Below are 21,730 nucleotides of genomic sequence, written 5' to 3'. Positions count from 1 at the left end.
GCGTTACCCAACGCATTAGTCGTAAGCGTTCTTGTCTGTACACAAAAGTTGTGTACGGTTTTACGGATTGCTTGGACAAGAACAATGGCCTCCTGGAGACCCCATTCCCGTGAAACACGACCCCGTCACTCCCACTGATTCCGTACCGCCCGACACTGCCGACGATCGCGCGCGGCTGCGCGACGTCAACTACCTGCCGCCGCTGCGCAAGGCCATCCCGCTGGGGATACAGCACGTGCTGGCGATGTTCGTCAGCAATGCGGCAGTACCGCTGATCATCGCCGGCGCAGTGGGGCTTTCCGGGTCCGATACGACGTTTCTGGTGCAGATGGCCATGTTTGTCGCCGGCGTCGCCACCCTGGTGCAGACGTTGGGCGTCGGCCCGGTGGGCGCACGGCTACCCATTGTCATGGGTACCAGCTTCGGTTTCGTGCCGGTGATGATTCCGGTAGCCGCCAGCCAGGGGATCGATGCGGTGCTTGGCGCCTCGCTGATCGGCGGGCTGGCCATGGCTGCCGTCGGGCTGTTCTACAAGCGCCTGAGCTTCTTCTTTCCGCCAGTGGTGGCGGGCACCTTCGTACTGATGATCGGCCTGCTGCTGCTGCCGGTGGGTTTCGCCTACGTCGGCGGCGGTTACGGCGCCGAGGACTTCGGCGCCCCGCAGCATCTGCTGCTGGCGTTGCTGGTGTTCGTGGTTACCGTAAGTTTTCACCAGTTCGCACGCGGCTTTCTCTCCGAAGCCGCAGTGCTGATCGGCATCCTGGTCGGCTGCGTGGTGGCCGCTCCCCTAGGCATGCTGGACCTATCCAAGGTTGCCGCCGCCAGCTGGTTTCAGTTCCCCATGCCGCTGGCGCTGGGACTCTCCTTCGACCCGGCGGCGATTCTCGCCATCACGCTGATGGCGCTGGTCACCTGCGCCGAATCCATCGGCGATATCTCGGGTACCGCGATCGGCGGCACCGAGCGCGAAGCCACTCCGCGCGAGCTCTCCGGCGGCGTCATGGCCGATGGGCTGTCCAGTAGCCTGGCGGCGCTGTTCAGTGCCTTTCCACAGATCAGCTTCAGCCAGAACGTTGGCCTGGTCGCACTGACCGGTGTGGCCAGCCGTTTCGTCGTCGCCATCGGTGGCGGGTTTCTGGTCTGCGCCGGGCTGGTGCCCAAGTTGGGGGCGCTGGTGTCCTCGATCCCCGCCGCGGTACTCGGCGGAGCGGTAGTGATCATGTTCGGCATGATCGCCAGTGCCGGGGTAAAAATGCTTGCTCGTGCCGAATTCAACAAGCGCAACATGCTGATTGTCGGCGTGTCGCTGGCCGTGGCCATCGGCGTACCCGCCCAACAGGAGCTGTATGCCGGCGCCCCCGAGCAGGTCGGTGTGCTGCTGGAGTCGGGGCTGATTCCCGGCGCGCTGGTGTCGATCATTCTCAACCTCATCCTGCCGCGCGACTGGGACGGTGAGTCCCCGCACTGAGCCGCGGTCCGACAGGCGACCGCTGCCCGTAGTTAACGCTTGTGATGATTAGCAAAGACTGGAATTAAGATTGCATCGATTGCCGGGTGAATGCTAAAGCTAGGAAAAGAGCACAACGAGTGATGAATCACTTCGCCGGAAGCGGAGTATCACACACGGTGAAGTGACTGTGCGTGACAAGACCAAAACAAAAGCAAGGATGATGGCGATGACATCAACCGCTGAAAGACCCGGCACATGAATCCTCTTCTCGATCGACTGCGCACGCTTGCCAGACGCAATAAAAGCCGCCCCACGACGCCGGTGGTCATCTGTGGGTTGAGTTACGAGCATTACCGCATCCAAGCGCTGATCGCCCAGTCGAGGCGCTATGAAGTGCGGGCCCTGATCAACGATTACCCCTGGAACCACGCGACCCTCGTCAAGGGCGTGCGTGTCTACTATCCGAGCGAGACGCCCTCGCTGGTTCGGCGCCATGGCATCGCCGCCCTGCTCTACTGTCAGGACAGCGACCTGAATCTCTTCGATACGACCACGGCCACGGCGCTGGCCGAATTGCAGACGCCCTTCATCAAACTGGCACCCGAGATAAAAGGCAACATCGAGACGCTGCTGGATCGCCAGCTGCGATGATTGCGCGCTCAGCTGGGCTTGGCCACCATCAGATAGAAGATCACGATGAAGGCGGCGAATGCCGGCCAGCCCAGCACGAACCAGATGCGCATGTAACGCTCCACCAAAGGCGGCACCGGCTGGTTATCGCGCAGGGCGTCGTGGCATAAATCGCGCACGCGAATCTGCAGCCATACCACCGGCAACCAGCAGGCCCCGGCAAACACGTAGAGCCCCAGACTCCATAACAGCCAGGTCTGGGTCAGCGGCCAGCCAACGAGATGTACCAGCGCCAGGCCGCTGAGTGGCTGGAACACTGCCGTGGTGGCGATGAACAGCCAGTCTGCCGTGACCAGGTAGCGGAAGGTCGCCGCCATCACCTGCAGATTCCCGCTCCGCCAGGCGCGTAGCGTGTAATATGCCGAGCCCAACCCGGTGCCGAACAGTAGGGTCGACGAGAGAATGTGCAGGGTCTTCATGAGCAGATATAGGTTCATTGGCTCGTCTCCCGGTGTCTCGGTTCGGTCAAAAAAAGCCATAGGCTGATGGCCAGCAGCGCTGCGTTCTTGCCCACTGCGGCAAAGGGGTCGAACCAGTAGTGCGGGAGCAGCAGCGTGATGATCAGCATATACCCCAGCATCAAGACCATCTGCGCCAGCAGTGCCCAGCGTCGAAAGCGTGGCCACAGCAGGCCGATACCCAACATTGCATCGAGCAGCGCCCCGGAGACGACCGCCAGGCTTGCCGGCGTGCCGTTCACGCCTGCCTCGGCCATGATGCGCAGCCCCCAGGCGTACCCCGGCCCCAGGCACACCAGCGCAGTGCCCAGCCAGATGATGGCCAGTACCGCGAGGAAGACCGGGCGCAATGCCGCCGCGACGCTTTCGGCGACGCTCGGCCAGTCGTTCAGCCGTGCGCCAAGCGGCGCGGCATGAAAACCGCAGGCCTGGGCAAGCGGCTCTGTCGAGGCGGTATTGTCACGCCGCGCCAGCGTCACGGTCTGCGTATTCAGCGCTCGCCAGCCCAGCCGATCGCCGATCCGCGCCCCGAGTGCCGCCAGCGGCCGGGGCACCTGCACGTAACGCGCCGGCCGCCAGCCCTGCGCGGCGCGCAGACGGTCGGTCAGTTGCGGTAGGCTCATGGCCTCAGGCCCCACCAGCGGCAACGCACGGGACGCATCCGGCCACTGGCGCAGCAGCGCCAGTACCGCGGCGACGAGATCGTCGATATGCACCGGCTGCGCCCGTGCCTGGGTATCCAGTAAGGGAATCAGTGGCCAGGGTGATAGCTGCGTCAGCCAGGCGCTGCTGGCCCCACCCCGGCCGAGGACCAGCGAAGGACGCAGCACCACGGCGGGGATGCCCAGGGCAAGCAGGTGCTCGTCGGCGGCGGCCTTGCTGGCGAGAAAGGGGATGTCGGGCTGCTCGCCGGCCCCCAGTGCCGAGAACTGCACGACCCGAGCGCCATGACGGGCGACGAGATCGAACAGCGCCCGGCTGCCCCGGTCCTGCACGGCACTCAGCGTGGCGGCATTGCTGCTCAATAGGCCGGCTGCGTTGATCACCACATCGATATCCGTGGGCCAGGCGAAGGTCTGCGATTCTTCGTCCAGGCGGGCGAGATCCAGCGCCCGCCACTCCACGCCCGGCAACTGGGGGCCGCGACCGCGACGCGACGTGGCGACGATACGATGCCCGTCCGCCTGCAGCGCCGCGAGCAGATGCCGGCCGATGAAGCCGGTCCCGCCGACGAGCAGTACCGTCATGGTCGAGGGCAGTGACGCTTGGCGCAAACGGGACCTGCCAAGCATCCCAATGCTTGGCATTGCGCATCTATTGTCCCCGGCAAGTTCAGCGCGTGAACATTGCTCAGCGAGCGGGGCAATATACGTGAAGAGAGTGAGTGATCCATAGCCTTCCCTGCAGAAAAACGGCATCTCGGATGCCCGGCCCATCCCGGCCGGCAACTGGCTTCAGATTGGCTGAAGCGGCGCGGGTTAGCCAACCGAAGCGCGATCTTCGCACGGCAAACCAGATCCCCTTACCATTACAAAATACTTTTTCCTTACCGAGAAAAGCCCCCAACAACCCTTTCCGGCCAGCTTAAAAGCCATTCGACTTTGGTATTATACTTAGGCTATGCCAATTCGCCTGAGCCGCCATTCGGATACCCGTTCATGTCCTCCACCGGTGCCAACCGTATGCCGCGCATGACTACCGCCATTTTGCCCTTGCCGCTGCGACGGTTATGGACGTTGGACAAGTTCGCCTACAGCCTGCGCGTGTTCATCGCCCTCTCCGGCGCCATGCTGTGGAGCTGGCAACAGGACGACATCGGCGTACTGATTCCGCTGTTCCTGGGGGTCATCGCCAGCGCTCTGGCGGAAACCGACGACAGCTGGCAGGGCCGGACGCAGGCGCTGATGGTCACGCTGTTGTGTTTCAGTGTCGCATCGCTGTCGGTTGAGCTGCTGTTCGACAGGCCCTGGCTGTTCGCCGCCGGGCTGGGTATGTCCACCTTCGTAATGATCATGCTCGGGGCGGTCGGACAACGCTACGCCACCATCGCCTTCGCCACGCTGATTCTGGCGATCTATACCATGATCGGCATCGAACAACGCCACGGCACGCCACCCGGCAACCTCTGGCATGGCCCGGCGCTACTGGTGGCGGGCGCGGCCTGGTACGGCGTGCTGTCGATTCTCTGGCATGCGCTGTTTACCCATCAGCCGGTCAAGCAGAGCCTGGCCACGCTGCTCGGTGAACTCGGCGATTATCTGATCATCAAGTCGACGCTGTTCGAGCCGGTCCGCGAGGTCGACTTCGAGGAGCGTCGTATGGCGTTGGCGCGCCAGAACGGACGCGTCGTCAATGCGCTGAACCAGACCAAGGAGATGATATTCAGTCGCCTCGAAGGACAGCGCAGCAGCGCCAAGCTCGACCGCTACCTGCGGCTGTATTTCATCGCCCAGGATATTCACGAGCGTGCCAGCTCGACGCACTACCCCTATGCGGCCCTGGCCGAAACCTTTTTTCACAGCGACGTACTGTTTCGCTGCCACCACCTGCTCAGACAGCAGGGTAAGGCGTGCCGGGCGCTGGGCCGTGCCCTGCTGCTGCGCCGGCCCTTCGACCACCACGCCAGCGAACGAGCCCTGGACGATCTACGCGCTTCATTGAAATATCTGCGTGCCCAAGCCGATGACACGCCGTCCTCCACGCGCTGGCGCCTGCTGCGTTCGCTCAATGCGCTATTGATCAACCTCACCGAACTGGAACGCCAACTGGCCCGCGCCGATAATCCGGAGGTCATTCCCAGCGACGGCGACCGCAGTCTGTTCGACCGCTCACCGCACGGCGTCAAGGACATCTGGCAGCGTATCCGTCGCCATCTGGAGCCGCGTTCGCCGATTTTTCGTCATGCCCTGCGCCTCTCGCTAGCGCTGATGATCGGCTACGGCGTGCTCAAGCTGATCCATCCCACCCAGGGCTACTGGATACTGCTGACCACGTTGTTCGTGTGCCGCCCCAACTTCGGTGCCACCCACCGCTTCCTGCGCCAGCGCATCATCGGCACGGTGGCGGGCCTGGTCGCCGGCTGGGCGCTGATCACGCTGTTTCCTTATCCCGAGATACAATCCTCGTTCGCAGTGCTTGCCGGGGTCGTGTTCTTCGCCACCCGCACTAGCCACTACACGCTGGCGACCGCGGCGATCACGCTACTGGTGCTGTGCTGTTTCCATCAGGTCGGCGACGGCTTCGGGCTGATTCTGCCGCGCCTGCTCGACACGCTGCTCGGCGCCCTGATCGCCGGGCTCGCGGTGATGCTGATCCTGCCCGACTGGCAGGGACGCCGGCTCAACCGCGAGGCCGCCGCCGCGGTAGCCGCCAGCCGCCGCTATCTGCAGGAAATCATGCATCAGTACAAGCGCGGCAAGCGCGACGATCTGGCCTACCGGTTGGCGCGACGCAACGCGCATAACGCCGATGCCGCGTTATCGACGAAGCTTTCCAACATACTGCTCGAGCCCGGCCACTATCGGCGCAACGCCGACGATGGCGCGCGCTTTCTGGTGGCCGAGCATACCCTGCTGGGATACCTCTCGACGCTGGGCGCACATCGCCACAACGCCGAAAGCAGCATTCACGATGCCCTGCTGGAAGACGCCTTCACGCGCATCATGGAGTATCTCGAGGCGATTGCCCGCTCACTCGAACTTCGCCAGCCCCTGAGCGACTTTGACTCTCCTCCTGAGGCGCTGGCCGAACGGCTGGAGCAACTACCCGACGACGTGGATGATACCCAGCGCCTAGTGCAGACCCAATTGGCGATGATCTGTCGTCAGATGGGCCCGCTGAGCGATGCGGCGACGCGGCTTTTGCGCGACGCCGCGAGCCCGAAGGCCAGGAGGATGACCTAGAGGGCGCGTGACTCACTTCGCGCTTCTGCGCGACAGTCATGTCTCGATGACCCCGCCGAAGCGATGGATCGGCGTGATGCGATGGGTATGTTGAAAGCCTCTGGTCGTGGCAAGGCCATTCCTGCCGGCTGTCGGGCTTGTTGACTATATGATGGCATCTTCGGACACGAGCGCACTGACCCCAAGAACATCAACCGCCATGTCTACAACGCCGTCCCCGTTGACATCCGCCTGGAGCGTTGTCCCCGAAGTGCGAATCTCCCCACCGTTCCCGCTAAAGCCACTCTTGCCGAGCCAGACGAAGTTCTGGTTGCCGTCGAGACGAGCATCGGCGTCGATGGCGGAGAGGTCGATTTTGTCGCCCTCGAGGCGGTTGAAATCCAGAATCGTATCGCGCTTGAGCGGGGTGGAATCGGAAGTGAAAAGATAGGCAAAAGTGTCGGTGCCGACGCCGCCGGTGAGCATATCGGCACCGCGTCCGCCGACCAGGCGATCCTGTCCGCCAGCGCCGCTGATGTAATCATCCCCCCGCAGGCCATTGAGCGTGTCGTCACCTGCCGTTCCGGTCAGGGTGTCTCCCGCCTCGCCCGTAATGGGGTTGCCATGGGTATCTACCGGCAACTGGGTTTGCGAGGGGTCGACCTTTGCCGGCTCGGCCTGGCCCTGCACCACCGTCTCGCTGGGAAGCGCCTGGTCGGTATCGTAGACCCGGTAGGTAAAGCGCCACGTATCTCCCGGCTGCAGAACGCTAGGCGTATCGTCAGTCACCGTGTAGCGGTTGCCGTCACGCATTACCACGCCGTTCCAGAGGGTATCGATATCTACCGGAAGCTCGAAGCTGACGGTGGGGTCGGCGATAGCCGTCCCCGAAGTATTCTCGACGAGCACTTCGGTGGTATAGCCGCTCGCCCAGACATTGATCATGTTGCTGGTCACGGTGGTCGGTTCGCTCTCGGGCGGTCCCGGCTCGCCGATAACCGTCGTATCGCTGGGGAGCGCCTGATGGGTATCGTAGACCCGATACGAGAAGCGCCAGACATCACCGGGTTGGAGCACGTTGGCATTGTCGTCGGATACGGTATAGCGATCACCGTCGCGCTCCATGACCCCGTTCCAGAGCGTGTCGATCTCTCCCGGCAGGCCGAAACTCACTGTAGGATTGGTGATCGCCAGGTTCGAGGTGTTCTCGACAAGCACTTCGGCGGTATAGCCGCTCGACCATGTATTGACGATATTGCTGGTGACCGAGGTCTGCGCGTCGACGACGGGCTCGTCGCCACTCCCGGCATACAGTTGGGAGGGGTCGACCGCGAGGTCGGTGTCGTTCAGCTTCAGCGCTTCGGGCAGGTGGCTCTCCGGAGCATAGGCCTTGAAGGAGAAACGCATCGTCGCGTCAGGCGCCAGCGTATCGTTGCCCTCGTAGGCGACCGTATAAGTATCTCCATCCTGCGAGAGCAGGCTTGCCCCATAGAATTGCGTAACGTCCACGGGAAGGTCAAAGCGTATCTGCGGATTGTCGATCGAGGTATCGGATGTATTGGTTACCTCGACAGCCATCACGTAGCCCGTTGACCAACGGCTCACGCTCTCGAGCCTGACCAATGCGGAAAGATCCTCCTGGGCATCCCCTTCGGGGGCTTCGTCCGCTGTATCGGGACGCCTGTCCTCGCTTTCGAGGTCTGGAAAGACCTCAATGTCATTGGCCAATATTTCTTCGGGAGTGGGAGTCTGCGGCGTCGGCCCCTGCGTGACGGTGCGCGAGTCGACATTGAGCCGGGTCCCGTCGGCAAACACCGCCCGCTCGATGTCGATCAGTATGTCGTCGTCGCCGCTGCCATCGAGGAAGACGCTGCCATCCTGCATGGCACTGATATCATAGTCGGCATACTCCTGAGCGAGAATGGCGGTATCGGTGCCGCGTCCTCCTTCCAGGATATCGTTGCCCATCCCCCCACGGAGCGTGTCGTCAGCATTGCTCCCGATCAGCGTATCGTGGCCCAGCGCACCGTCGAGATAGGCCCCGTCATCACTCGACTCCACCACGTCGTTACGGCGAGAGCCGATCGCGTAGTCGAAGGTGACCTCATTGGCGGCAGGATCGGTCGGAGCGCCAAAGCTTTCGCCGCCCTGATTGATCCATAGCGTCGGCGACATCCTATCGGTGGCGGGGTCGCGTATCGACCGGTCGACCTGCACGATGTTGTCATGGTCCCGTCCGCCGTGGAAGTTGATGTCACGGTCGGTAAAGGCCACGTGCACCTCGTTATTGACGGAAGACCGCCAGGAAGCAAACAGCGCACTATGGCGCATGCCGGAGTCTTCCAGCTGGATGAACTCCCCACCGTAGCTTTCGTAAAGTTCGTAGGCGTAACCGTTACCTCCGCTGCCCTTGTTGAAGCTCCCATGGGCTTCCAGATGGTCGGCCTTCGCATCCAGGGAACGGGCGAATTCGAACGCGACAGAAGGCCCGTTGATTACCTGAATATCGGACATACGGCTATCCACCGTGCCGTCGAACTCCAGGGCATGGTAGTCAAGCAGGCGTGGCAGCGTGTTGCTGAACACAGCATTGTCCGGCGTACCGAGCTCGTACTGCACCGTGAAGCCCTGCAATGTCACGTTCTCCAGCGTGTCGACACGCTGAATCCTGGCCTCCCCGCCTTCGAAGTCGAAGTGAACGCCACGATCGAGAGTGACCGCACTGCCATCCACGGCCTCGACCTTGGCCATGCTGGTACGCAACGGAGACGTGGCACTTCCCTTCCATGAGTCGTTGCCTATCGCGGCGAAGTACTCGGCATCGTTGTCCTGCCAGATGCGCACCGTATCGCCCACGTCGAGACGATGCCCACTTTCCAGGGTCAGGGTCGTGTCATGCTCGTCCGCATTGTCGCGCAGGCGCCCCGCAGCAGCCGTCCCGGCACCTACGACGTAAATTCCGTGGTCGGGATTCCTGTCGAGTGCCTCGTTGGTGAAAGTGATGGTCGTTGCATCGGAACCGGCCCCCACCAGGGAAACATCGGAACGCGTGATGGTAAGGGAATCGTTGAAGACGAAGTCTCCGGCTGCCAACTGCACCGTGGCATCTTCGGGTGCCTCGTTGATTAGCGTCTGCAGTTCGGCTGCGGTGATATCAGGCCCCACCACAGCGACATTGTCGACGAAGGCGTCTTGCCCGGAGCCATCGCCGGGCAAGGCCACCTCGGGATTCTCGACGATGGCCGGCTGCTCGTTGACTGTAAAGCGGGTAGGGAGTTGGGCGTTGTCGCTGGCTACCTGAACCTTGAAGCGGGCAGTCTCGCCCGGCGCGATATCGTTGGCGTCATCATCGTCCATGATGACATATCCCTCGCCCTCATGAGCCGTGACCTGCCCGTTCCATACCTGAGTGATGTCTCCAGGCAGATCGAAGCCCACCTGGTAATCCCGGATCGCCTGAGTTCCGGTATTCGTGACCAGAACTTCGAAAACGAATCCTCCATTCCACTGGCTGGTAACCGTGTAGTCGACACGCGCCCCCATGCGGACCTCCTTGCCAAAACGGGAATTAACGACAACTCGCCTTACGGTTGTTGCAGGAACCTAATAAAGGAGTGGCTGGATTACGCTGCCAAATGTGCAGTCAGCGAACCAGAAGTTCACTGGATCGGCGGTGGCTCCCCAAGGCGACGCGGCACGGGCCATCGCTCTCATCACATTTATGCAACACCCACTATCTAATTCTTTTTAACTACTTCTGTAATTAAAACTAATGATCGGAAATAACCTAGCGGCAGCTACCGAAGAAGATCAAGCGATACGGAACATTCAAATTGCCATCGGCATCGGCATCGGCATCGGCATCGGCATCGGCATCGGCATCGGCATCGGCATCGGCATCGGCATCGGCATCGGCATCGGCATCGGCATCGGCATCGACCTATGAAACCATTTCAGCGACCTGCAAAAGAATCCCGGAAAGCGCACCAACCGGCGCGACGCCGCGAATCCGAAGGCACCGCTTCCGATGAGATGGCCGGAATGGCAGCGGGACATGGCAAGCGAGGCAGGAAGCGGGAGGAGGATAAATTTAGCAGGGGTAAAGCTTTTAATTATGTTCTGACCGAGACGGCCCAGAACACCGAGCTGCATGCCCAGACTCGTATCTCACCAATACCTGGCCTGATACGACATCGGCCAGGGCAAGCCCTGGCCGATGCGTCATGCTGCCTTGCGGCCTAGAACGCCTCCCACTCTTCGGCGGCCTGGCTTGCGGAGCGGCGCCTGACGGCGACCGGCGAGGCGGATGTCCGGTTTGGGGTAGCGCCCGATTGGGCTGGGGCAGGCCGTGACGCCAACGCACGAGACGCAGGAGCATCGTCGCCGAGCACGAAGGTGTCGATCAGCGCCCGGAGATGCTCGGCGTGGCGGCGCATCTCGGTCGCGGCGGACGAGGATTGCTGCACCATCGCCGAGTTCTGCTGGGTCATGGTGTCCATCTCCGCCACGGCGGTATTGACTTGGCCGATGCCGCTGCTCTGCTCGCGGGCCGCGGCGCTGATCTCGCCGATCACGTCGGTGACCCGGGCCACACTGGTCACGATCTCCTGCATGGTCTGTCCGGCGCTACGCACCAGTTCGGTCCCGGAACGGGTATACGATACCGAGGTGTCGATCAGCGTGCGGATCTCGCGGGAGGCCTCGCCGGAACGGCTGGCCAGGGTACGGACTTCCTGCGCGACCACCGCAAAGCCGCGGCCGTGTTCGCCGGCCCGCGCTGCTTCCACCGAGGCATTGAGCGCCAGGATGTTGGTCTGGAAGGCGATGGAGTCGATCATGGTGATGATGTCGCTGATCCTGCTTGCCGAGGCGTCGATGTCGCTCATGGTACGCTCGACCTGCTGCATCGCCGTCTCGCCCTGGCGGGCCACCTCGGCGGTGACCTGTACCAGTTGGTTGGCCTGCTGGGCCGAGTCGGCGCTGTGGTTGACCGTCGAGGTGATTTCCTCCATGGAAGCCGAGGTCTCCTGCAGGTTGGCCGCGGCCTGATCGGTGCGCGTGGCCAGCTCTTCGCTGCCCTGGGCGATTTCTCCTGCCGCCTGATGCACACTTGCCGTGCTGGTGCGTACCTGGCGTAAAGTATCCTGCATACGCGCCACGAAGGCGTTGAACTGGGTGGCCAGCTCACCGATCTCGTCGTGGCTCGTCACCTCCAGGCGCCGGGTCAGGTCGCCCTTGCCCCGGGCGATGTCCTGCATGGCACTCGCCGTGCGCCGGACCGGCTGGACGGTACGGCGCACCAGCCACACGGCGATTGCGGCCACGCCGGCAAAGATCAGGGCGCCGGCCAGCGCTGCCATCAGCAGGAAGTGGTGCAGAGCACGCGTGCCTCTGGCCTGGAGCGCCGCCATCGCCTCGTCGACCTCGGTGGCGTAGACCCCCGCGCCCAGCAACCAGCCCCATTTTTCGACAACGGCCAAGTACGAGTATTTCGGCACGATCTCCTTCGTCGCCGGATGCGTCCAGTCGTACTGGTAGAAACCGCCCCCTTCTTTGGCAATCTTGATCATATCGCGCAACAGATAGTTGCCCTTGGCATCCTGGGTATCCAGCGCGTTGCTGCCCTCGCTCTCCGGCTTGACTGGCTGCACTATCCTTGTGCCTGAAAGGTCGTAAACGAATATGTAGTTTTCATTGTCGAAGCGAATGCTCCTGAGGGCATCCCGGGCGCGTGACTGGGCTTCAGTATCGTTGGGCCCGGCATTGGCCACGATGGGCGCGATGGCGGTCATGGCCGTCTCGACGACATCCTGCACTGCCCTTTTGCGAGCCTCGATCAGCATGGCGCGCTGTTCGATCAGATCAGACTCGGTGTCTTGCGTGCGGTCGTAAGCGGCGAAGCACACCAGCGCCACGATGACCAACAGCAGCGGAATCAATACCAGCATCAATATCTTCGATTGCAGGCTGAACGTTGGCAGGCGGCCGAGCCTGGAGACAGTCGACATCGTGAGTACTCCGGGGTAGTCTCGAAAAATGGAACTTCATTTCATTATCGACCTCACCCCAAAAACATTTAGTTACAAAACTTAAAAAGCCAGGATTTCCTGCCGGAACACGCCTTTTCTTGCCATTCTCCTGTCGCACCACGCTTCTGCGCGTTTTTTAACCAGACGAGACTCATGGCCCGCCCACTTCATGACGGTCTGCGGCTTCACGCCCAGTGCAGTGTCCAACGGCTCGACATCGAGGCGCTCATGCCGGGTGAGCTGTTCGAGAACGTAGCGCTGCCGGGGCTCAGCGCCTTGTCGCTTGAGTCCGTGGCGTGGGCCTCCATTCAGCCGGCCCGCTGCTGGCTCGCCCAGAGCGGCGCGCTGGTGTCGAACAGCCCGGGGTCATCACTGATCACCGCATCCACGCCCCAGGCCCAGCGTGGCGCGAAGCTCTCGGCCCTGTTCACGGTATAGCACAACAGGCGATGCTCGCTGGCCGCCACTTCGGCCGCCGCACGCCGGGTCATGGCGCGCCAGTTGACGTGCATGCCGAAGGCGGCGATGGCCTCGGCCATCCTGCGCCAGTGGCGCGGGAGCGTGCCGCAGAGCAGCCCCAGGGCGACATCGGCATCGGCATCGCGCGCCAGCTCGAGCGCCTCGTACGAGAACGAGGACAGCAACAGCCGCTCCGGCGGCAGCGCGGCCACCGCCATCGCCACCGTCGTATCGACCAGTGCCGCGGCGGCGCGCCCCGGGCTCAGCTTGAGTTCGAGATTCAGTCCCATGTCCAGCTCGGCCAGCAGCGTCAGGGCCTCATCGAGGGTGGCGATACGCTCACCGGCGAAGCGGGGGTGAAACCAGCGGCCGACATCGAGCCGGCGTGCCGTGTCCAGCCTCAGATCGCGCAGCCGGCCCGCACCATTCGAACAGCGCCCCACATCGGCATCGTGCCAGAGAACCGGCGTACCATCGCCGAGCAGCTGAACATCGAGCTCGACCCAACGACAGCCCGCGGCATGGGCGGCGCGGATGGCCGCCAGGGTATTCTCCGGGGCATGTGCGGAATGCCCACGATGGGCAATGACTCGAGGCAGTTGGGGAATGCGGCGACGCTTCGGTGCAGTCATGGGGATTCCTTGTGTGCCGGCGCGGCAGGCCGGTATTCAGTGGCAGGTTTGAGCCGCGAAGGCGGCGGCCGTTTCGGGCGGGGCGCTATTCAAGCGCCGGCTGTCGGCCCCAAACAGATGGGCGCGCTGCGGCGGTAGCACCAGGCGCAGCGACTCGCCTTCGCGTACCGCCCGCTCACCGTCCAGGCGCACCACCAGCGGCGCGGCCTGTCCCGTCAGGCGCGTGTAGGCCAGGGTGTCGGCGCCCAGCGGCTCGACCAGCTCGACCTGAACCTCGAGGCCGGCCGCGCCCTGCGGCATGGGCTCATCGGGCGCCAGTACCAGCAGATGCTCGGGGCGAATGCCCAGAGTCGGGTACCTCCTCGACACCGGCCTCGGCCAGCACGTCACGGTTGTAATACATCACCGGTGTCGACGAATTGAACGGCATCGACAGCATCTGCCCGTTGGGGTCGGTGTAGTGGCCCGAGACGGCGGGCAGGTAGGCGTCCGGATCGAAATCCGCCGAATAGTCGGCCATTAGTTCATGCACCGGCACGATAGTGCCCTGGGCGTTCATCATGATGGCGGTACCGACCTCGTAGATCTGCACGATCTGCGGCCTTGCCGGCACGGAAAGCGGCGATGGCGGAGGTCATCGTCTCGGTATAGTTGCCCTTGAATACCGGCTTGACGACGTACTCGTCCTGGCTGGCGTTGAAGTCGGCGGCGATCTCCTCGACCTTCTGCCCGAGTTCGGCACCCATGGCGTGCCATCACTCGATCTGGGTGGCGGCCCGGGCCGACGACGCGCCCAACAGCGCGGCAGTGGCGAGACCCAGCATCCATTGCGTACGACGGGCGCCGGGGGTGACGGACGAAAGCGATGAGCGTTGCATGCGGACTCCTAGAGAATACGGGACATATGGATGGGCCCGGCTAAGCTTTGGCGCTGACGCCGCCCCCAGTAGCTGGTCGCCATACCGGTAAAACCGCTTGCTCGAACGAGCATTGCCGGAGCCTAGTCATGCCCGTCGAAACGTGCAGACAACTCTAGGCACCGTATCTTTCAATCCAGTGACAGTCGTGAGCATTGAGCGGAATGGCAATAGTCGGCGATGGCGCTCGAGCCCAGACCAGGAGGCGCGGCTGATGTCGGGTACGTTTATCGTCAAGGGGCTTTTGCCGCAGGCTGCACGCGGCCAATGATGCGGGGGAAGAATAGGAGAGGCTGGATTCGTAGAGACGAACCCCATGAACAATGACCTGCCGCGATGATCACAAGCGATCTTCGAGGAACCTAGCGCTGTTCGTCATCGCTATTGCCGTAGCACGCCTCAACAGGCAGGTTCGCGGGCATCCCCCACCTCGTTAACGCCGCCAGCGGTATGGGCAGAGTGGGCTTGCGCTTGGCAAGAATGCCGGAAAACCAGACGCCGCTAGTCGTTGTTGAACTGGGGGCTCGCCGAGCCTGGTCCCACCAGCCCTTGGGGATTCTCCTCGACATGAATCGCGCATGTAGACTGCTCGAGATCGGAGTCGGTAATCGCCGTCACCTTGACCGGAAATCGCAGGCCCCTCTTCTCAAGCGCCGGCAGCTCTTCTGCGCTAAGTTCCTGGCCAACCGTAGGCGGGTTCTCGAGCGCAATGCTCATCGGCTCATGATTTCTGGTCTTTTCGCCTGCTTCCACTTTCCAGACCACCAGTTCGAAGGTTGGCATGATGGGCTCCCTGGCTATGGTCTTCTTCACGATTTCACGGTAAGACAGGTCCGGCATGGCCTGCAGCCATGCCCGGTCTGCCTAGAGACAGCAAAGCCACCGCACACTGCCTCGCGGTGACTTTTCGATTCGTGGGGCCTGGCGCCTCAGGTCTGCTTGGCATTGAGTTCGGCGCACGCCTGCTGCGCTTGTTCTTCGCTGGGGAAAACCCCGTACTCCTCGCTGGTGTCGGTGTCGTAGACAACGAACCCCTCGGAGTGGTTGTCTCCCTTGTCGACCCGGGTCGTGAAGTCACCTTCGCTAGCGTTCAGATAGCTGTATGGCATAGATCCTCTCCGGTTACGGCGTGGATTGACTCTGTGAGCGTAGATCACCCCGTGGCCGGCACCAAGCGCAGCCCGCCTTTACTGGCAGTCGGATCGTTGTGCGCATGGGCGTGACGGATCATCGGCTGGCTGTTCATGTGCGGCGCCACCCTGGCTCATCATTGCAAGCTGACTATGCTGTGCTCACGTAAGCGCGTTGACGACGAGCCAAACATTAGCCACAGGAGGGCCCGACGCATGCCACACACTTCTTCGCATGACACGACAGGCAGGACTCCAGAGCAGCGCAAGCAGACGCTTATCAGCGTGGTTCGCGACAGCGTCGGCAGCGGTGAGGCGTTCAGCGAGGATGCCGATATGTCGGGGCTCGACGAGACCGAACGCTGGTATCTGAAGGCCTTCGCCACGCTGTCCAAGACGCGCGCGACCGATCCCCTGCCATATCCCATCCCCTTCGATGACATTCAGTCGTATCTCGAAGCGCTGGAACTCCCCGTCGAAGCGGATGTCTTCATAGACATGATACAAGCGATGGACGGCGCTTGGCTGGAAGAACAGGCCAAGAGGAAAGGTAAGCCGTAATCTTAGCGATTGGCCTCGTCAGGGGCCGTGTTTAGCAAGACCGTAATCGGGATCAGGATGATCCGTTTTGCCCATGAGTCGGTACGCGAGCAACGCATCGGCTCATACGTGGCATTTTTCGGAAAAGGATATCTGGAATGGACGAACACCCGCTGTGGGGCATGCTCGGTGTGCTGTTGATACTTGGTGTCGCCTACGACTGCATAAAAACCACTCTGTCTGCCTCCAGCTCCGGCCCCTTGACCAACCGCCTCACCAAAGGCGTGTGGTCTCTTTTGCTGCGCTTTCATCGACGCCGCCCTCAGCATAAGCTGCTGGGCTCGGCAGGAACCTGGATTACGTTTTCTCTGGTTCTCTGCTGGCTGGTCTTTACCTGGCTGGGCTGGTTTCTGGTCTTCTCCAGTTCGCCACAGGCGGTGGTGAACTCCACCTCGATGGTCACCGCGTCGCTGATGGAGCGTCTCTACTTTATCGGCTATACCATCACGACGCTGGGCTACGGCGACTTCGTGCCCGGCGCTCCCCAATGGCGCCTGCTGGCGACTTTAGCCGCAGGTAACGGTTTCCTGCTTTTCACCCTTTCGGTGACCTATGCCATCCCGATCCTCTCGGCCGCTACCGAGAAGCGCCAGCTGGCGCTCTCGATCAATGTCATGGGGCGCAGCCCGCTTGAGATTATCGAATCGCATGTCGGCAAAGGGGATTTTCAGAGCCTATGCAATCAACTTCAGCAGATTCAGGGCTCCATCGCGGGCAACAGCCAAAAGCATCTGGCCTACCCGATATTGCACTTCTTCCATAGTGTCGAAGAGGACACGGCCCTGGCCCTGGCGCTGGCGCGCCTGGATGAAGCGCTTTCGATCATTCTTTACTCGTGTCCTGAGCTTCCTGCGACATCGCGCTCGCAACTGCTCACCGCGCAACGCGTGATCGATGAGTTTCTGCACACACTGGAGGCCGCCTTTATCTATCCGGCGCGCGAGGCCCCGCCGATTCCCGATCTCAAAGCATGCTCCAGCCTGCCCTTCCTGGCGAAATCGCCCGAGGCTATCCGCGCCCATCTGTCTTCGCTTGACCGGCAAAGGCTGCTGCTTACCTACGTCGAGAATGACGGCTGGCAGTGGCGTGAGATGTGGCAGACAGAACCGCTGCCGCCTCCCTCCTAATTCACGTCTTGCACCGCCATCCTGTCGTCCTGCCTCCGGAGCGAGGCAGGGCGTGCCGCCGAATGCCTGTCCGAAGCGCGGTGCCGGTCAAATGCGCAGCGCATTATGGTGAATAGATATTAAAATTTGTTAAATAATGTTAATGATTAATATGCTTATATAAGGCACTCCGTAAAGGCGGGTTTGACCCGCAGCGAGTCGCTAGGAAAATCATCGCCAAACGATTATGCATAGGTGCATGCCATGGACATGAATACTTCAAGGGTATTGCTGGTTACCGATTTCAATCCCCAGACGCACCTGTTCATTGATTACGTGGAACAGCAGTTGGGCTGCAAGGTCCTGACATTGGCGCCGGAGGAAGACATTGACATCTCCGAGCCCATTCCCCAGCTGGTGCTGCTCGATGCGGATCATGTCGATGAAGAGTGCATGCATCGGTGGAATACGCGGGCCAGCGAATTTCCGGACATGGTACTTACCGTGTTCAACCTGCGCGATGACGATCACGCCGCAGAGCTTCTGGTCAGCCTGCACCTGCAGGGAGTCTTCTACCGGCAGGACAGTCTGCTGCTCGTCTGCAAGGGCATTTCCAGACTGCTCGAAGGGGACCTGTGGATGTCACGCAACCTGATGACCCTGCTCATCGGCTTCTATCGGCGCCAACAGCTCAATGCCTATCGCCCAGCCGGCGGTCTGACCCATCGCGAACTCGAAATCGTAGGTCTGTTGGGCTCGGGCGCGCTCAATACCGAAATTGCCGATCAATTGTTTATCAGCGAGCACACCGTAAAATCGCATCTCTACAACATTTTCCGCAAGATCAAGGTCAATAACCGCATCCAGGCCATGAACTGGGCGCGCCAGAATATCGGGGCTCCGCCTACCACGCGCCTGCGCACGAATCAGCGTTAGTACGATTTTCTTTGAGCCTTCCCTCATAGCCATCATGTGCCGTTCGCTGTCATTACCTCTCGGGGGCCATGGCTTGTAAGCGGCACACCCTCGAGCGACCGAATGCTGCCTTTGTAGGCCGTGGCGCTCGCACAATCGTCCACGTTATCTTCTAATCAGCCTGTTCCCTTCAGGAGATAACAATGACCATTCAAATGTCACGCCGTCAGCTACTCGCCATGTCCCTACTCACCGTGCCGGCGATGGCATCTTTGACCTTCAAGGCGCAAGCGCAGCCGCCACGTAATGATATCGCCAGACGTCTGGCCGAACTTGAACGCCATCACGGCGGCCGCCTGGGAGTCGCGATACGCAATGTCGCCAGCGGCAGTCAGGCCGAGCATCGTGGCGACGAGCGGTTCCTGCTGACCAGCACCGCCAAGGTACTCGCGGCAGCGCTCGTCCTTTCCCGTGTCGAGCATGGCGAAGAGCGGCTCGAGCGACGCATCGTCTACTCGCATCAGCAACTCGTGCCCTGGTCACCGGTGACCGAGCATCATGTAGGCGAGCCGGGCATGAGCGTGGCGGCACTTTGCGAAGCGGCGATAACCCAAAGCGATAACACTGCGGGCAATTTGCTCTTCGCCAGCTTCGGCGGTCCCGCCGCCCTGACCGCTTACGCCCGCTTACTGGGTGACGAGGTCACACGCTTCGACCGTAACGAACCGGACCTGAACGAACACGACCATGCCGGCGATCTGCGCGATACCACCACGCCGATGGCGATGCTGGACAATCTCCACCAACTGTTGCTGGGCGGCGCGTTATCCCAGTCGTCGCGCTCGCAGTTGGCCGCCTGGCTGATTGCCAACAAGACAGGCGACCAGCGTCTTCGTGCCGGTTTGCCGGCACATTGGCTCGTCGGCGACAAGACCGGCACCAACGCCAGCGGAACTTCGAACGATATCGGCATTGCCTGGCCCACGGACCGCGGCGCAGTACTCGTGACGGTCTATTGCGATATGCCTTCGGTCTCCATAGACGCACGCAATGAAGTCATTGCCGAAGTCGGGCGAATCGCCGCCGAGCTCTAGACCGCCAGCGCAGCGTAGAAAGCGACCGGCAGATGCCGTTATCCGTGGGATGACGCAGTCCGCTCATCGAGCTGGAAGCGCAACGTATAATTGTCGAGCAGTGCCGGCATGGGCTGGCTTTCGTTCAGCCGGGTGGGCGACTCAAGGCGTACCTCGTGTTGCTCGATCAGCCTGGCCAGAAACGTACTGGTCAGCAGCAGCACCAGGTGCCTTCCCGGGCAGATACCAGGGCCGCCACTGAACGGGATCAGCGGCCAATCCCCGGCATCGCGGGGTTTCAGCCACAGCTCGGGACTGAAACGGTCGGCGTAATCGAGGTGCCGGTCGTCGCGGTGGAAGTAGGGCGTAAAAATCAGGATGGAGGTGTGGGCCGGCATCGCGCCGGCCTCCCAATGCGTCGGCTGGGTACTCTCGCGCAGCATCATCGGCGTGGTCGGCCATAACCGCAGCGACTCGAGTACGCAGGCACGCAGGAAACTGAGCTCGGGCTGAGGCTCCGCCTTGTGCTCGGCGATTTCGGCACGGGCCCGCTCCGCGTGGTCGCGGTGGGCAGCGAGCAGTCCCAGCGTGCGGAAGGTGGTCATGCCGGCCGGGTCGAAGGCGAACAGCCATTGCGGCACCTGGTTCGCCGGCGCCGTCTTGCGGTTGGTGGGGGTGCGTGCCATTTCGGCCGCCAGGCTGCCCGGCTCGGCTCGCTCGAGATGGGCATGCAGCCGGGCGAAGAAACGCTCGTTCAGTGAGCCGCGCTTGGGTCGTGCGAACCCCCAGTTGCCGGCGGCACGCAGATCGGCCAGCAGGTCCGTCAGTTCATGATCGTCACGCGCCGCGTCCCCCAGCACCACCCGGCGCACCACACGAAACCAAGCCTTGATGAACATCTCCCAGTCCAGTGCACCGCCCCGACGTTGCACCGCCTCGAGCAGTGTCTGCGCCTCCTGATCGACCACCGGCAGGAAACGCTCGGCCATGCGGTGAACCGCGTGGCTCATGTCCAGCACCTTTTCGTTGAACTGGCGGCGCTCGGTACGCTCACTGCCCCGCGAAATCAGCGCTACGTCAGGCTCGAAGTGCGCCAGCGCACTGTGCTTGGCGCGCTCGTCGGGGGTAAACGGCTCCGGTGTATCCTCCAGTATGCGATGGACATGCTCAGGATCGAGCACCAGGGCCATCGGCTTATACGGTATACGCAGCAGTAACGGTCCACTGCCATAGGTGGCGTTGAGCCGTTGCAAGCGCCGCACGGCACGCCGGTCCAGCCCCATGCGCTCCGACATTCCCACGACCTTGGGCCGGCGGATGATCGCCCCCTTGGCCAGGGTGGGGACGAGAATGTCGCCGAATATCGTCAGCGTCTCCCAGACGCTTGCCGTCGGCAATCCACTATGAGACGGAGTCTTGGTCATGTCATTCTCTCTCTATCATCCTTGGCACCGGGCCTGGCGCACCGCATCCCTTCGGGCACATCGCCAGGCATCTGCCACCAGTGTACGACGTAAGGGTCACCGATGCCCTTAGCGGCAACGCCCCGCTTCGCAGCATCAGAACGTCGCGCCAGGTCAAGAACGACACGTCATCAGGGTGGTTAGACTTTAGCCGACGAGAAGTAACGCCGAATACAGCGTTGCGCCGATGGCAAAAGGCCAGAAACGGCTCAAACGCTCCTCCGGCAACTCCTCCTTGAGTACATTGAGCACCACCCCACCTGCCAGGAAAGCGAACAGTGTACTGGTGGCCGCCTCATTGACTTCCGCCACAAGCCCCACTCCCCAGCCGATGAGCACCGCCAAGGACAATATCCACCGCCCCTTGCGCAGGTACGCGCCTCGATGATGCTGATAAAGCCCATGGTCGTTCACCAGAAAGTGAAACGCCATTGCCAGGAAGAAGAAGAACAGACCCCGGATGCCATCCTCACGATCGACCAATAAATAGCCAATAAGCGCGTTATAGAGGGTGAAGGAGCCGATATGTAGCCAGAACACTCCGGCTCCCGTCGTGTCCTGACCGCGCTCATCCCTGCGGTGGGATGCTTGCCGATGGCGACTCTGCTTGACCAGACGCTCCAGGCCGTAGAAAACCGCCAAGCCAAGAAGCGCCACGAGATAGGCATGATGCTCGATAAACGCCAAAGTGCCGTGGGCACCTAATGTACGTTGCGCCTCTTCGAGTTCAGGAAAGACATGGATAAAGACATAAGCGACGGAAACCCCGCCCGCGAACGAGAGCCAGCCACTGCGAGGAATATCGTGAATATATCGGAGTTTCCCGGCAAAGGCATGCACCAGAGCCAGGCCCATCACACAAAGTACCTGTAAGAGCATTTTCGACTGACCTAAAAAAACCGCCAACGGCATTTAGCGCCGTTGGCA

General features: G+C 61.8%; 18 protein-coding genes and 1 pseudogene. 8 read left to right on the top strand and 11 right to left on the bottom strand.

Annotated elements, in window-relative coordinates; all coding sequences use genetic code 11:
• The first annotated feature begins 109 nt into the window (after nt 1–109).
• Both ACW4DH_RS05900 and ACW4DH_RS05895 read left to right on the top strand, forming a co-directional pair.
• A complete protein-coding gene (locus tag ACW4DH_RS05900; protein WP_459635428.1) occupies nt 110–1,468 on the top strand; it encodes a uracil-xanthine permease family protein in 1,359 nt (452 codons plus the stop codon).
• A gap of 237 nt (nt 1,469–1,705) precedes the next feature.
• Entirely contained in the window at nt 1,706–2,101 is a 396-nt protein-coding gene (locus ACW4DH_RS05895; RefSeq protein ID WP_459635427.1) for a hypothetical protein, read from the top strand.
• Between the two features lie 8 nt (nt 2,102–2,109).
• Here ACW4DH_RS05895 and ACW4DH_RS05890 read toward each other — a convergent pair whose 3' ends face one another.
• Nucleotides 2,110–2,577, bottom strand: a complete 468-nt coding sequence (locus tag ACW4DH_RS05890; protein ID WP_459635426.1) for a DUF2269 family protein — start codon at nt 2,575–2,577, stop codon at nt 2,110–2,112.
• A complete protein-coding gene (locus ACW4DH_RS05885; RefSeq protein WP_459635425.1) occupies nt 2,574–3,872 on the bottom strand; it encodes an SDR family oxidoreductase in 1,299 nt (432 codons plus the stop codon). Before ACW4DH_RS05885 ends, ACW4DH_RS05890 begins: the two co-directional genes overlap by 4 nt.
• A 384-nt stretch (nt 3,873–4,256) precedes the next feature.
• Between ACW4DH_RS05885 and yccS the strand changes: the two genes are divergently transcribed.
• Nucleotides 4,257–6,500, top strand: coding sequence for a YccS family putative transporter (gene yccS / locus ACW4DH_RS05880; RefSeq protein ID WP_459635424.1), 2,244 nt, complete (start codon nt 4,257–4,259; stop codon nt 6,498–6,500).
• Between the two features lie 144 nt (nt 6,501–6,644).
• Here yccS and ACW4DH_RS05875 read toward each other — a convergent pair whose 3' ends face one another.
• Nucleotides 6,645–10,022, bottom strand: a complete 3,378-nt coding sequence (locus ACW4DH_RS05875; RefSeq protein WP_459635423.1) for a cellulose binding domain-containing protein — start codon at nt 10,020–10,022, stop codon at nt 6,645–6,647.
• A 229-nt stretch (nt 10,023–10,251) separates the two neighbouring features.
• On the opposite strand from ACW4DH_RS05875, the gene ACW4DH_RS05870 reads away from it, so the two are divergent.
• Nucleotides 10,252–10,425, top strand: coding sequence for a hypothetical protein (locus ACW4DH_RS05870; RefSeq protein ID WP_459635422.1), 174 nt, complete (start codon nt 10,252–10,254; stop codon nt 10,423–10,425).
• 292 nt (nt 10,426–10,717) lie between these two features.
• Here the strand turns inward: ACW4DH_RS05870 and ACW4DH_RS05865 are convergent, their stop codons facing one another.
• The 6 genes and pseudogenes from ACW4DH_RS05865 to ACW4DH_RS05840 form a co-directional block, all read right to left on the bottom strand.
• Nucleotides 10,718–12,487: a methyl-accepting chemotaxis protein gene (locus ACW4DH_RS05865; RefSeq protein ID WP_459635421.1), complete on the bottom strand. Its 1,770-nt coding sequence runs from the start codon at nt 12,485–12,487 to the stop codon at nt 10,718–10,720.
• A gap of 329 nt (nt 12,488–12,816) precedes the next feature.
• Entirely contained in the window at nt 12,817–13,599 is a 783-nt protein-coding gene (locus tag ACW4DH_RS05860; RefSeq protein ID WP_459635420.1) for a glycerophosphodiester phosphodiesterase family protein, read from the bottom strand.
• A gap of 36 nt (nt 13,600–13,635) precedes the next feature.
• A complete protein-coding gene (locus tag ACW4DH_RS05855) occupies nt 13,636–13,899 on the bottom strand; it encodes a TOBE domain-containing protein (protein ID WP_459635419.1) in 264 nt (87 codons plus the stop codon).
• A gap of 61 nt (nt 13,900–13,960) precedes the next feature.
• Nucleotides 13,961–14,423 (bottom strand): annotated as a pseudogene (locus ACW4DH_RS05850) (extracellular solute-binding protein); the annotation flags it as partial.
• Between the two features lie 594 nt (nt 14,424–15,017).
• Nucleotides 15,018–15,299: a hypothetical protein gene (locus ACW4DH_RS05845; protein ID WP_459635418.1), complete on the bottom strand. Its 282-nt coding sequence runs from the start codon at nt 15,297–15,299 to the stop codon at nt 15,018–15,020.
• A 146-nt stretch (nt 15,300–15,445) separates the two neighbouring features.
• Nucleotides 15,446–15,625, bottom strand: coding sequence for a hypothetical protein (locus tag ACW4DH_RS05840; RefSeq protein ID WP_459635417.1), 180 nt, complete (start codon nt 15,623–15,625; stop codon nt 15,446–15,448).
• A 237-nt stretch (nt 15,626–15,862) separates the two neighbouring features.
• Here ACW4DH_RS05840 and ACW4DH_RS05835 point away from each other — a divergent pair, with 237 nt between their 5' ends.
• From ACW4DH_RS05835 to bla, 4 genes are all read left to right on the top strand, one after another.
• Complete coding sequence (locus ACW4DH_RS05835) at nt 15,863–16,207, top strand: hypothetical protein (protein ID WP_459635416.1); 345 nt, start codon at nt 15,863–15,865, stop codon at nt 16,205–16,207.
• A 137-nt stretch (nt 16,208–16,344) separates the two neighbouring features.
• Nucleotides 16,345–17,373 (top strand): potassium channel family protein, encoded by a 1,029-nt coding sequence (locus tag ACW4DH_RS05830; RefSeq protein WP_459635415.1) that lies wholly within the window; start codon nt 16,345–16,347, stop codon nt 17,371–17,373.
• A gap of 243 nt (nt 17,374–17,616) precedes the next feature.
• Nucleotides 17,617–18,288: a LuxR C-terminal-related transcriptional regulator gene (locus ACW4DH_RS05825; protein ID WP_459635414.1), complete on the top strand. Its 672-nt coding sequence runs from the start codon at nt 17,617–17,619 to the stop codon at nt 18,286–18,288.
• Nucleotides 18,289–18,470: 182 nt separating this feature from the next.
• A complete protein-coding gene (gene bla / locus ACW4DH_RS05820; RefSeq protein WP_459635413.1) occupies nt 18,471–19,361 on the top strand; it encodes a class A beta-lactamase in 891 nt (296 codons plus the stop codon).
• A 38-nt stretch (nt 19,362–19,399) separates the two neighbouring features.
• Here bla and ACW4DH_RS05815 read toward each other — a convergent pair whose 3' ends face one another.
• The gene (locus ACW4DH_RS05815; RefSeq protein ID WP_459635412.1) at nt 19,400–20,764 is read right to left on the bottom strand and encodes a cytochrome P450; all 1,365 of its coding nucleotides are present in this window, start codon (nt 20,762–20,764) and stop codon (nt 19,400–19,402) included.
• 186 nt (nt 20,765–20,950) lie between these two features.
• The gene (locus ACW4DH_RS05810; RefSeq protein ID WP_459635411.1) at nt 20,951–21,715 is read right to left on the bottom strand and encodes a hypothetical protein; all 765 of its coding nucleotides are present in this window, start codon (nt 21,713–21,715) and stop codon (nt 20,951–20,953) included.
• Nucleotides 21,716–21,730: the final 15 nt, after the last annotated feature.

The sequence above is a fragment of the Halomonas sp. WWR20 genome (assembly GCF_054602495.1).
Note: the sequence above shows the minus strand (reverse complement) of the source record. Positions and strands in the feature narration are given on the sequence as shown.